Source organism: Halovulum sp. GXIMD14793, from assembly GCF_054457435.1.
The window spans coordinates 47153-59384 of sequence record NZ_JBTLNE010000020.1; the positions used below are offsets into that span (position 1 = coordinate 47153).

Annotated in this window: 9 protein-coding genes; 6 read left to right on the forward strand and 3 right to left on the reverse strand. The window is 60.3% G+C overall.

Annotated features, from left to right (window positions below; genetic code table 11):
• Positions 1 to 54: 54 nt before the first annotated feature.
• Entirely contained in the window at positions 55 to 831 is a 777-nt protein-coding gene (locus tag ACW9UQ_RS07570; protein ID WP_458930404.1) for a CE1 family esterase, read from the forward strand.
• Positions 828 to 2414, forward strand: a complete 1587-nt coding sequence (locus ACW9UQ_RS07575) for a thiamine pyrophosphate-binding protein (protein ID WP_458930405.1) — start codon at positions 828 to 830, stop codon at positions 2412 to 2414. The genes ACW9UQ_RS07570 and ACW9UQ_RS07575 overlap by 4 nt, the downstream gene beginning before the upstream one ends.
• A 150-nt stretch (positions 2415 to 2564) precedes the next feature.
• On the opposite strand, the gene ACW9UQ_RS07580 is transcribed toward ACW9UQ_RS07575, so the two are convergent.
• Positions 2565 to 3698: a YeeE/YedE family protein gene (locus ACW9UQ_RS07580; RefSeq protein WP_458930406.1), complete on the reverse strand. Its 1134-nt coding sequence runs from the start codon at positions 3696 to 3698 to the stop codon at positions 2565 to 2567.
• Between the two features lie 134 nt (positions 3699 to 3832).
• Here ACW9UQ_RS07580 and ACW9UQ_RS07585 point away from each other — a divergent pair, with 134 nt between their 5' ends.
• From ACW9UQ_RS07585 to mdoH, 4 genes are read left to right on the forward strand one after another with little or no spacing between them, the layout of a single operon-like run.
• Positions 3833 to 5188, forward strand: coding sequence for a tetratricopeptide repeat protein (locus ACW9UQ_RS07585; protein WP_458930407.1), 1356 nt, complete (start codon positions 3833 to 3835; stop codon positions 5186 to 5188).
• Between the two features lie 37 nt (positions 5189 to 5225).
• Entirely contained in the window at positions 5226 to 6482 is a 1257-nt protein-coding gene (locus ACW9UQ_RS07590; protein ID WP_458930408.1) for an OpgC family protein, read from the forward strand.
• Positions 6479 to 8005, forward strand: a complete 1527-nt coding sequence (locus ACW9UQ_RS07595; RefSeq protein ID WP_458930409.1) for an OpgD/OpgG family glucan biosynthesis protein — start codon at positions 6479 to 6481, stop codon at positions 8003 to 8005. Before ACW9UQ_RS07590 ends, ACW9UQ_RS07595 begins: the two co-directional genes overlap by 4 nt.
• Positions 8002 to 9840, forward strand: a complete 1839-nt coding sequence (gene mdoH, locus ACW9UQ_RS07600) for a glucans biosynthesis glucosyltransferase MdoH (RefSeq protein ID WP_458930410.1) — start codon at positions 8002 to 8004, stop codon at positions 9838 to 9840. The genes ACW9UQ_RS07595 and mdoH overlap by 4 nt, the downstream gene beginning before the upstream one ends.
• A 4-nt stretch (positions 9841 to 9844) precedes the next feature.
• On the opposite strand, the gene ACW9UQ_RS07605 is transcribed toward mdoH, so the two are convergent.
• Both ACW9UQ_RS07605 and ACW9UQ_RS07610 read right to left on the reverse strand, forming a co-directional pair.
• A complete protein-coding gene (locus tag ACW9UQ_RS07605) occupies positions 9845 to 11320 on the reverse strand; it encodes an NAD-dependent succinate-semialdehyde dehydrogenase (protein WP_458930411.1) in 1476 nt (491 codons plus the stop codon).
• Between the two features lie 470 nt (positions 11321 to 11790).
• Positions 11791 to 12144: a transposase gene (locus ACW9UQ_RS07610; protein ID WP_458930412.1), complete on the reverse strand. Its 354-nt coding sequence runs from the start codon at positions 12142 to 12144 to the stop codon at positions 11791 to 11793.
• Positions 12145 to 12232: the final 88 nt, after the last annotated feature.

Below are 12232 nucleotides of genomic sequence, written 5' to 3' on the forward strand. Positions count from 1 at the left end.
ACCTCACTTGAACTAGAGTTTGCAATTTCGCCGGGTCTGCGCATTCTGCACCTCATGCGCATTCTGTTGACCCTTGCCTTTATGATCCTGCCCCTTGCCGCCACTGCCTGCGGCAGGACGAGCGATTGCCGCGTCGGCGACAGCACCTATCGCCTTATCCTGCCTGACGGTCCGGTCAAAGGGACCCTCGTGCTGCTACATGGCTGGCAGGGGTCTTCGGCGATACTGGCCAGATCGGACCGGATGGTGCAGGCCGCGAACCGCCGGGGGCTGGCACTGGTTTATCCCAATGGGGCTTTGGGGGCCTGGGCGGTCCCGAACTCCCCCGCGGAGCGGTTGCGGGATGATTTTGCGTTGCTCGAAACGATCAAGGCAGATCTTGTTGAACGTCAGGGGCTGGATCCCGAGCGGATTTTGCTGGCAGGGTTTTCGATGGGCGGGCAAATGACGTGGAGCGTTGCCTGCGGCCGTGGCCAGATGTTCTCAGGCTACATTGCTGTGGCCGGGGCTATGTGGGATCCAGTGCCTCAGGACTGCGCGGACCCGGCAGCGGTATTGATCCATATTCATGGCACCGCTGATGTGAATGTCCCGCTGGAGGGCAAACCCTATGGTCGCAACCACAGTATGGCCCCGGTAGAAAAGGCCCTCGCCCTACGACATAAGGGATGCGGGGTCGCGGAACGCTTCCGCTCAGGCAATTTGCGGTGCCGCCGCTGGACTTGCAACGGTGTTACAGAAAGTTGCCTGCATGACGGGGCCCATGATCTTTATGTGCGACCACTGTTCCGGGCATGGGAGCGGATTGCGATCCGGAAAGGTTGGGAATGACACAGACAGGGGCAGACATCATCGGCGCGGCACTGGCAGAGGCCGGGGCCACCCATGCGTTTGGTATTCCAGGCGGTGAGGTGCTGGCCGTGATGCAGGGGCTGGATGCCGCCGGGATCCGGTTTGTGCTGACCAAGCATGAAAATGCCGCCGGGTTTATGGCCGAGGGGCACTGGCACGCGACCGGGGCTTTGCCGGTTTTGGTAGCCACATTGGGGCCTGGGGTCGCCAATGCCGTGAATGTCGTGGCCAATGCCGAGCAGGATAAGGTGCCGTTGATCTTTCTGACCGGGTGCGTCGATGGGGAGGAGGCGAAATCTTACACCCATCAGGTATTTGACCATGCCGCCATGCTGCGACCGATTACCAAGGCAAGCTTGCGCGCTGAAACCGGTAAAGTGGGCGAGGTGATGGCCCGCGCCATTGCCATTGCGCAAGAAGGCCAACCCGGCCCGGTGCATGTGGATGTGCCGATCACAGTGGCCGAAGGCGCATCGCCGGGCGATGCGGTGATCGCGCCCCGTCTGGCGCAGGCCGATGCTGAGGGTGATCTGGACCGCGCGCGTGCGCTGCTGAACGCGGCGCAGTGTCCCGTCGCGATTGCCGGGGTTGATGCGGTTAATCAGGGGGCAGGGCCTGCGATTGCTGCGTTTTGTCGGGCGCGGGGGATCCCCTTGATCACGACCTATAAGGGCAAGGGATTGCTGGATGAAAGCGACCCGCTGGCGCTAGGCGGTGCGGGTCTGTCGCCCAAGGCGGATGATCTGTTGCTGCCCCTGATCCGGCAATCAGACGGCATTCTGCTGCTGGGCTATGACCCGATTGAGATGCGTATCGGCTGGCGCAACCCCTGGTCTGCCGATCAGACGGTGATCGAGGTGACAGAGGTGCCTCGCAGCCACGGTATGCATTCTGTCAGCCTGACGCTGACCGGACAGATCGCACCGATGCTTGATGAGTTCGGTACGGATGGTGGCCCGGTTTGGACTGAAGAACCGGCCAAAACTAGGCAAGCGTTAAAGGATATGTTCTCAGCCGATGGGTGGGGGCCGGCCAAAGTTTTTGAGATCCTGCGGGAGGTCATGCCGCCCGAGACTGTGGTGACGGCCGATAGCGGTGCGCATCGCATTTTGCTGAGCCAGATCTGGTCCTGCCCCAGCCCGCGCGGCATGCTGCAATCGACGGGGCTTTGCACCATGGCATGCTCGGTCCCGCTGGCGATGGGCCATGCGATGGGGCGTGAGGTGCCGGTTGTGGCCTTTGTCGGCGATGCCGGTCTGGAAATGGGCCTCGGAGAACTGGCCACCCTGCGCGATCTAGGACTGCCGGTGATTGTCTGCGTTCTGGTTGATGAAAGCCTTGCCCTGATCGAGATGAAGCAGCGCGGCAGCCAGCGTGCCAATCTGGGGGTGGATTTCGGTGGGACCGACTTTGTCGGAGTTGCGCAGGCCATGGGGGGGCATGGTGCATGGATCGACGATGTCGCGTCTTTGACCCGCGAAGCTGAGGTCGCCCTTGGCCGGGATGGCTTTACGCTGCTGGCCTGCCGTATTGGGCGGCGGGCTTATGACGGGACGTTTTAGGCGGTAGGCTCTATCGCTGAGATACGCAGAACAAAGTTTGATCTCTGTCTACGCGGAATCAAGGCCGAAGGCCGCCGCGCATCGCCGAGCCGTCCCGTCGGCTCGTCGATGCGCGGCTCGCGTAACAATCGGCGGTGATCAAAAATGGTGCTATGCTGGCGCAGCCCTCGGGGCACGCAACCAAGCCACCAACGAAGACCCGGCAAACGCAAACACCGCCCAGACCCATCCGTGCAAACTGCCCGAGATCACACCGCCCAGATAAGCGCCAATATTGCACCCATAGCTCAGCCGCGCCCCGATCCCCATCAACAGCCCGCCCAAAACTGCCGTCCAGATATCCGTGAAACTCAGCCGGAACACCGGGTTCCAGCGATGCGCCAGGCCAGCCGCAGCCATCGCACCTAATATGATGCCGAAATTCATCACGGAGGTGGCGCTGGCAAAGACAGTCCGGTTCAGGCTGGCCTCGCTCCATCGTGCCAGCAGCCAGCTGTCCTTGGGCACATCCATAAAATAGAGGCCCTTTGCCCCCCAATAGCCAAAGGCCTGGGTGATCCCCCAGGGCCGGTTCAGGACCAAAAGCGTGCCGACCGAAACAACCACCAGGGCAAGGGCCCCCAGCCAGGGTGACCAGTGTCCACGCAGGACTGAGGTTGTCTTGCGTCCCGCCTCAAGATGCCCATGGGCGGACCTTTCGATTCGTATCGCGATGAAGATCAACAGACCTATGACGGTGTATGTGATCAACATTGCAGGCAGGGTGCCGAATTCGTGGATCAGGGAGATGCCGCGCTCGGTCCTCGGCATGGCGTTCCAGAAGGGCAGGCTGGCATGGCCGATCACAGAGCCTGCGATGAAAAAGAGCAGCGTGATCAGCATCCGCGTGGACCCGCCGCCAACCACAAACAAGGTCCCCGATCCGCAACCACCACCCAGCTGCATCCCCATGCCGAACAGGAATGAACCCACGATTAACCCAACACCAACCGGTTGCACGAAAGCCCCCACACCGCCCCAGCCAATCAGCGGAAACGACACCAGCACCGTCAGCCCAATCAGCAGAAACTGTGCCCGGACGCCCAGACTGCGCCACTCTGTCACCAGGCGTCGCCATCCGGCGGTGAACCCGAAAGATGCGTGATACAGCGAAATACCGGCAAACCCGCCGATCATGGCGGCCAGGCCCAGCCGCCAGCCAGCGGCGTTCCACGCAAGCAGTGCCACGACCAACAGACCGGCCAGCGCGATCAGGAAGGGCAGATTTTTGCGCAATTTCGTCATCCTTACTGAGAAAACTGAATTATTTCGCATCTGCGAATAACACTATCGTGACCTGACGCCCATGTGAGTTGCCTTGCAGCGGGTCGATACCCGAGAGGTTGGGCAATTGGTGATGGTAGGGAAAGGACTAAAATTTGAAACGGTTTTCCGATCTGAGCGGTCTTGTGACCTCTCTGCCATCCGAGGTTGCCGTGGGGCACTGGAACGAAACTATCCTGGCCTTTCTGGCGCATGGGGCGGCGGCACCTGAGCATTTGGCCAAGACGCTTGAGGCCGCACCGGATTTTGCCCAAGGCTATGCGGCCAAGGGTTTGTTCTGTTTGCTGCTGGGACGCGCTGAACTGGTGCAAACCGCGCAGGACATGCTTGCCGCAGCCGAAGGTGCAAACGCTGCCTTGCCGCGTGAGGCAGCCTATATCGAGGCGCTGCGTGATTGGCTGGCCGGACGTCCGACCGATGCGGCGGCGCGGCTGGAACTGGTGCTGGCAGATCACCCCGAAGATGCGATGGCAATGAAGCTGGTCCAGGCGATTCGGTTTGTGACCGGGCAACCGGACCATATGCGGGCCTCGCTTGAGGCGGTTGTGCCGGCCTATTCCGATCACCCTGCGCTTGGCTATGTGAAAGGTTGCTATGCCTTTGCGCTGGAGGAAACCGGCGACTATGCCGCAGCCGAGAAATCGGGACGCGAGGGCCTGCTTCTGGCCCCCAATGATGCCTGGGGTCTGCATGCGGTGGCGCATGTTTATGACATGACCGCACGGGCTGAGGATGGCCTGTTCTGGATGGCAGATCAGACCGGTGCCTGGGCGCATTGCAACAATTTTCGCTTTCACGTTTGGTGGCATATCGCATTGATGCATCTGGATCTGGGGCAGTATGACAAGGCGCTGGCCCTTTACGACAGTGAAATCCGGGCTGAGCACACAGATGACTATCGCGATATCTCGAACGGGGCCTCGCTGTTGTCGCGACTGGAGCTTGAGGGCGTTGATGTCGGCGCGCGCTGGGACGAGTTGGCCGATCTGTCAGCCAACCGCACCGATGATGGCTGCAATGCCTTTGCCGATATGCACTACATGCTGTCGTTGATCGGCGGCGGTCGGGATCTGGCCGTGCGCAAGATGATGGCGCGGATGGCAAAGGATGCCGCGCAGGCCGAGACCGAAATGCAGCACTTGACCCGTCATCCCTGCCTGTCGACCGCCGCCGGGCTAGAGGCCTTTGGCGAGGGCCGCTATAGCGACGCGTTTCGCCATATGAAAGGCGGACGGGATGCCCTGCAACGTATCGGCGGAAGCCATGCTCAGCGCGATGTGTTTGAACGCCTGACCATCGAAGCTGCCATTCGTGCCGGACTATTTGACAGTGCCACGCATCTGCTGGACGAACGGCAGGCCTTGCGTAGCGGGACCGAGGACGGCTACACCGCGCGCCACCGGGCATTGATTTCACAGGCGCAAGCCGATGCGCGCCGGTCGGCGCTGTAAACTGGCGCCACGCGAAACAGACATTAGAAGACAAAGAATGGCAGAAACTGGTGCGCATACCTCTCGTCCCCGTGACCCGCGTTTGGATTTCTTTCGCGGGCTGGCGATGTTCATCATCCTTCTAGCGCACACGCCGGGAAACTACTGGACGCTTTGGATCCCCGCGCGCTGGGGCTTTTCGGACGCGACCGAGATTTTCGTGTTCTGCTCTGGCATGGCCTCGGCCCTGGCCTTTGGCGGTGTGTTCGAACGGCGCGGCTGGCTGATGGGCACGATGCGGATTTTGCATCGGGTCTGGCAGGTCTATTGGGCGCATATCGCTGTGTTCTGCGTGATCCTGACCTCTATGATAGTGCTGAACTGGTTTCCCGACCTGCCGCGTGACTATGTCGGGCAGTTGAACCTCTATCCGTTTGTGAAGAATATTGAGGGCAACATGGTCGGGCTGATGACCCTGGCTTATGTGCCCAACTATTTCGACATTCTGCCGATGTATCTTGTGATCCTGGCGATGGTGCCGATTGTGATGGCGCTATCCCTCGTTTCGCCATGGGCAGTATTTGGCTTTATCGGACTTGTCTGGTTCGGTACCCAGCTTGAAGCGTTGGTAGAGGTCATTCCGGCGCTAGACCCGCTGGCCAACCTAGCGGAAATTTTGCATCTGCCCGCACAATACTGGTTCGAACCGCCCAACAACACGCGATCCTGGTTCTTCAATCCATTCGCATGGCAGCTGGTCTTTTTCACTGGCTTTGCGTTTATGTGCGGCTGGATATCCCCCCCGCCCGTGCGTTTGTGGCTGATCGGTCTGGCGCTGGTCATTGTGCTGGGGAATGTGCCCTTGTCGAATATCGGTGTACGCGAGTTGGAATTTGACTGGGCGAGGGATTGGCGCATTGCCAATCGTGAATTCTTCACCAAGACCGACTTCGGCATCCTGCGCTATGTCCACTTTCTGGCGCTTGCCTATCTGGGCTGGGCCGCCGTTGGCCCGATGGGGAAATGGCTGAGCATCGGCAAGGTCTGGACGCTTATTGTCGGCGTGATCCGCAAGGTCGGCCAGCAGTCGCTGGCGGTCTTCATGACCTCGATGGTGCTGGCGCGTTTCATGGGCGTGGTGTTCGATGTTTGGGGCAAGGATGTCTGGGTGATGACCGCCACCAATCTGGGCGGCTTTGCCGTGCTGATCGTGGTGGCTTATTTCGTATCCTGGATCAAGCGCTCCCCGTGGAAGGGCGTGCCTGCCCCGCGGGCTGCCGAAACCTCCGGCCCTATACAGGGGTGTCCCGCATGACCCTGACCCGCCGCGATGCTCTGGCCCTGTCTGCCGCGTTTGCTGCCTTTGGCCCGGCCCGGGCGCAAAGCGCAGAGCCCGGCATGACGCTGGGCCCCGCATCTCCATGGTCGGCGCAATCCTTGCTGGACCGGGCACGGGCGATGGCGCAATCTGATTATGCGCCGATGGCTGATATCCCGCAGCCATGGCAGGAGCTTACCTATGATCAATACCGGTCGATCTGGTTTGACAGCCGCAACGCACTTTGGCGCGACACGGATCGCCCGGCCCGGGTCGAGTTTTTTGCCCCCGGCCTCTATTTCCCGCGCCCCATTGCTGTGAATGTGGTTGAGGGGGGACAATCCCGCCCCGCCACATTCGACCCGGCCGTTTTTGACCGCACGGATATGTTCCCCGATCTGCCGGTCGACGACACGCTGGGATATTCAGGCTTCCGCATTCTGGGTGAGATCGAGACCCCCGGCATCCAATCCGAATATGCGGTGTTTCAGGGGGCCAGCTATTTTCGAGCCATCGGACGTGGCCAGACTTATGGCCTGTCTGCGCGCGGGCTAGCCCTGAACACCGCCGCACCCGAGGGGGAGGAATTCCCGGATTTCCGCGAATTCTGGATTGAGGCCCCGGCCCCCGGAAGCTCGCAGGTCACCGTCCATGCCTTGCTGGACGGCCCGTCGGTCACGGGTATCTATCACTTCACCCTTGCACATGGCGTCAGCACGGTGATGCAGGTGTCCGCCACGATCTTTGCCCGGGCAGAGCTAAGCAATGTCGGTCTGGCCGCTGAAACCTCGATGTTTTTCTTTGACGAGACCAACCGCAGCCGGTTCGACGATTTCCGTCCTGCCGTTCATGACAGCGATGGTCTGCTTATCGCCAATGGCGCGGGTGAGGTTTTGTGGCGACCACTGGCCAACCCGCGCGAGTTGCAGATATCCAGTTTTGTCGACACCAACCCCAAGGGGTTTGGATTGATGCAGCGGGCACGGCATCTGGGTGACTTTGCCGATCTTGAAGCGCATTACCACGACCGCCCCGGCCTGTGGGTCACACCGGGGGAGGATTGGGGCAAGGGGGCTGTCACGCTGGTCGAAATCCCGACGGACCGCGAGATCTATGACAACATCGTTTCCTACTGGCGCCCCCGGGATGTCATTCCCAAAGGCGGCGAACACAGCTTTTCTTATCGGCTGGACTGGTGTGCCGAAGCCCCTGTGCCGCATGACAGAGCACAGGTGATCAACACGCGCATGGGCGCGCGGCGGGCTGGCGGGCACATTGTTACGGTCGACTTCGCCGATCATGAGCGTCTGCCCGATGACCTGTCTAAGATTACCCTGCATGTCAGCGGCAACCGCGGAACAGTCTCGCCCGGCATTTTGCAGCGCAATCCGGCAACCGGCGGCGTGCGCCTGGCCTTTAGCTTTGATCCGGGCGAACGCCGCTCTGTCGAATTGCGGGCCCAGTTGATGCTGGATAGCAAAGCCATCTCGGAAGTCTGGCTTTACAGGTGGACGGCATGAACGCGCCATTTGATCCCGGCAACCTGATGCCGCCAGAGGCGCCGCTGGACATGCCGGAGCAGGATTTCCACACCCGGTTCCGCGACCCGGACGCGCCCGGCGGCGGGTATGCCCCCTGGCTGGCCCGTCTGTTTGTCTTTGGCCTGTCCGGTGCGCTGACGCTTGCACTTGCCCTGATCTTTGAGGACTGGTTCATGTCCGGTGGCATCACCCTGACCGAAGGTGCTGTGATCGTATTGGTCGTTGTCACCTTTTTCTGGATTGCCCTGTCCTTGGCCACAGCATTGATGGGGCTTCTGCCAATGCGTGCGCGGCGGATTCCTGGCGGTGCGCTGGATGTTGCCGTGCTGATGCCGGTTTTTGGTGAGTCGGTTCCGGAGCTTGCCACCCGCTGGCGCGCCATGCTCGATGATATCGGCAGAACACCGACACAGCATCGGTTTTTCCTGTTCATATTATCCGACACGCGCGATCCGGCCCATGCCGAGGCTGAGGCGGCGACTGTTCTGCAGCTTAAATCTGATTACCCCAACCACGCCATCCACTACCGGCGGCGGGTTGAAAATACAGGGTTCAAGGCGGGGAATATCGCGGATTGGGTGCGCCGTTGGGGGGATGCCTATCCCGCGATGCTGGTTCTGGATTCGGACAGCATCATGAGCGGTGCCGCTATTGCCGCTCTGGCCGATGCGCTTGCTGCGGACAGCAATGCGGGCCTGATCCAATCCGTGCCCAGGCTATACGGCAGCCAAACGATCTTTGCCCGCGCTCAGCAGTTTGCGAATACGGTCTATGGCAGCGTCCTGTCGCGCGGGCTGGCACGTTGGTCTGGGGATGATGCCAATTACTGGGGGCACAACGCGATTATCCGCACCCGAGCCTTTGCCGCCTGCGCTGGGATGCCCAGCCTTTCTGGTCGCGCACCGTTTGGTGGCCCGGTTCTGAGCCATGATTTTGTTGAGGCCGCCTTGTTACGCCGCGCAGGCTGGCATGTGCGGTTTCTACCCAGCCTGGAGCACAGCTATGAGACCACGCCGCCAACCCTGATCGCGCATGTGTTGCGCGACCGGCGCTGGTGTCAGGGCAATCTTCAGCACTTGCGCCTGCTGGCGGTGCCCGGATTCAGGGTTATGTCGAGGATGCATCTGTTTCAGGGCGCGATGGCCTATTTGATGTCGCTGGGTTGGTTCGGGTTGCTGGTCCTGTGGGTGGCTCTGGGCCTGGCAGAAATGCCGGAGGTCCGCTATTTCTCGGAATCTCAACCGCATATCCCGATCTGGCCGCATATGGATCGTGTCGCCAAGCTGCTGATCCTTGGTGTCGTTTATGGCCTTCTGATCGCGCCGAAGCTGATCGGCGCGCTGCGGTTCTGGGTGTCAGATCCCACCCTGACCGGGGCGGGTGGGATCGGGCGGTTCTGGCTGTCCTGGTTGGTCGAGGTGTTACTGTCGATCCTTCTGGCCCCGTCGATGATGATCCAGCATATCATCGCCGTACTGCGGACTTTTTCGGGGCTGACCTCGGGCTGGCGACCGGCCGGAAACGGCTATGCGCGGCCCGCGGTTCTTTTGCGCTTTCACGCTATGGAACTTGTCATCGGCGCGGCAATGCTGGTGCTTTATATCCTGGGCCTGATGCAGGTTTGGTTGATGCCGGTTGCGATCTGCCTGCTTTTGGCGCCGCTTCTATCCGGGTTGACGGCCTGCAGCCCAGGCTGGGCACGCGCTTTGCTGCACACCCCGCAGGAGGTTACGCCGCCGGCCGTTTTGTCGGGCCTCACGGTTGAGGCCCCGCAGCGGGCGCGGCCGGTACGCCCGCTGCCTGTGTCGGCCTGATGGCTTAGACCGACAGGCAGATATACTTCATTTCCATATAATCCTCGATCCCGTGGCGAGAGCCTTCGCGCCCGATACCGGATTGCTTGATGCCGCCAAATGGTGCCACCTCGGTCGAGATCAGGCCGGTATTCACGCCGACCATGCCGTATTCCAGCGCCTCGGCCACGCGGGTCACGCGGCTGATATCGCGGGCATAGAAATAGGAGGCGAGGCCAAAGATCGTGTCATTCGCCTGCGCGATCACATCCGCCTCATCCTCGAACTTGAACAGGGGGGCGACCGGGCCGAAAGTTTCTTCTGTCGCCACCGCCATGTCCTTTGTAACACCGGTCAGAACGGTCGGCTGAAAGAATGTGCCGCCCAGATCATGCCGTGCGCCGCCGGTTAGAATTTGCGCGCCTTTGGCTGTGGCGTCCGCGATATGCGCTTCCACCTTTTCCAGCGCGTCTTTGTTGATCAGTGGCCCGGTTGAGACGCCATCATCAAACCCATGTCCAAGCGTCATGTCCTGCACGGCGCGGGCCAGTTTTTCAGAAAAGGCATCATAGACCCCTGCCTGCACATAGATGCGGTTGGCGCAGACGCAGGTTTGTCCGTTATTCCGATACTTGGAGATCATAGCCCCTTCGACAGCTGCATCCAGATCAGCGTCATCAAAGACAATGAAGGGCGCGTTGCCACCCAGTTCCATCGACATTTTCATCACCCGATCGGCCCCCTGCCGCATCAGGATGCATCCCACCTCGGTGGAGCCTGTAAAGCTCAGCTTGCGGACTTTCGGGTTTTCACAAAACTCCCGGCCAATCTGTGATGCGCTGGTCGAGGTCACGACATTTAGCACGCCATGAGGCAGGCCGGCGCGCTGGCCCAGCAGGGCGAAGGCCAGGGCAGAAAGCGGTGTGTCCTCTGCCGGTTTGGCGACAAAAGTGCATCCGGCGGCCAGTGCCGGTGCCACTTTGCGCGCCAACATGGCGTTGGGAAAATTCCAGGGGGTGATGGCGGCTGCCACGCCAACGGGCTGGCGAATTACAGTGATGCGCTTGTCGGTCTGGTGGCCCGGAATGGTTTCGCCATATATGCGCTTGGCTTCCTCGCCGAACCATTCGACAAAAGACGCCCCATAGACGATCTCGCCCCGTGCCTCAGCCAGTGGCTTTCCCATTTCTGCGGTCAGGATCCGGGCCAGATCGTCCGCATTCTCAACCAGCAGATCGGCCCAACGGCGCAGGATGGTGGCGCGGTTTTTTGCGGTTCTTGCGGCCCAGTCTTTCTGGGTAGCAAAGGCCGCATCAATCGCTGCGGCTGTCTCAGCCCGCCCCAGATCGGTGACCTGCGTCAGCACATCCCCGGTGGCTGGGTCCGACACTTCAAACTTTGCGCCATCCTCGGCGCCGCACCACTTTCCTGCGATCAGTGCATCGGACACCAGAAGGGCAGGGTCATTGAGTTGGCTTTTAAGGTCTGCGGACTGTCCCATTGCAGCTCCTGAGTTTGCGCCGCGACACTCAGCGGCCGGATGCCCGAGACTGGATCACATGGAACGGGGACATGCAAGACTGGCCGAAGATCAATGCCATCCCATGGCGCGCGACCCTTTCAGTTTGACCTCAAACCCATCTGCCAAAGGCTCCGGCCAAGCGATGAAATGCGCAGCGTGTCTCCAACCTAATTGCGCTCTCAAAGCATCCTTTGAGACTTGAAGAGCCTTACGGGGTTGGCAGTTTAGCCTTTGCATAGCGGAATGACATCCACGTTTTATGCCAATCTACGCTTCCCTTTTTGAGCGACCATTTCGCTGGCATAAAGACCGTCACCAAAGATAGTGCAGCTATTAGACTCGTGTCTGCTAGAGCAAATTGCGTTCTATCACGTTCACCTAAAACAAAAAATGCGTGCAGCCGCTGGGTGAGGAAGCATCTACCTGTTTTCGATTACCTGCAACTTGTTCTAGGCAGCGGACTCGTAAAACTGACACCATAGCCTGATAGATGCGAGTTTGATCATGGCCATGAAGTTGGCTGAAGTTTTTTCATAGCGTGTTGCGATCCGGCGGAATGAGGCTTTGAGCCGCCCAAAGACCCGCTCGATCTTGTTGCGCTCACGGTAGATTTCGGCGTCAAATTCTGCGGGCAATTTGCGGTTGGCCTTGGGCGGGATGACGTCGATTGCGCCTTGTTCCCAGGTCATCTCGCGGATCCAATCGGCGTCGTAGGCCTTGTCCGCGAGCACGTCCTGTCCTGGCTGCAATCCATCCAGAAGCCGCTCGCACGGTGACCTGCCCCCCGAGGCTCCCTCATTCATAACGAGAGTCTGCGGGTCTGGTTTTCATATTCGTTGGTTTCGTTTTGGGCAAGCGCGCCGGGCGCGGAGCCCTCAAATTGCTCAAGCG

Coding starts and splice junctions, on each gene's coding strand:
- mdoH (WP_458930410.1), top strand. CDS start 8,002: ATGAACGCGCCATTTGATCCCGGCAACCTGATGCCGCCAGAGGCGCCG.
- ACW9UQ_RS07610 (WP_458930412.1), bottom strand. CDS start 12,144: ATGAATGAGGGAGCCTCGGGGGGCAGGTCACCGTGCGAGCGGCTTCTG.
- ACW9UQ_RS07595 (WP_458930409.1), top strand. CDS start 6,479: ATGACCCTGACCCGCCGCGATGCTCTGGCCCTGTCTGCCGCGTTTGCT.
- ACW9UQ_RS07590 (WP_458930408.1), top strand. CDS start 5,226: ATGGCAGAAACTGGTGCGCATACCTCTCGTCCCCGTGACCCGCGTTTG.
- ACW9UQ_RS07605 (WP_458930411.1), bottom strand. CDS start 11,320: ATGGGACAGTCCGCAGACCTTAAAAGCCAACTCAATGACCCTGCCCTT.
- ACW9UQ_RS07575 (WP_458930405.1), top strand. CDS start 828: ATGACACAGACAGGGGCAGACATCATCGGCGCGGCACTGGCAGAGGCC.
- ACW9UQ_RS07570 (WP_458930404.1), top strand. CDS start 55: ATGCGCATTCTGTTGACCCTTGCCTTTATGATCCTGCCCCTTGCCGCC.
- ACW9UQ_RS07580 (WP_458930406.1), bottom strand. CDS start 3,698: ATGACGAAATTGCGCAAAAATCTGCCCTTCCTGATCGCGCTGGCCGGT.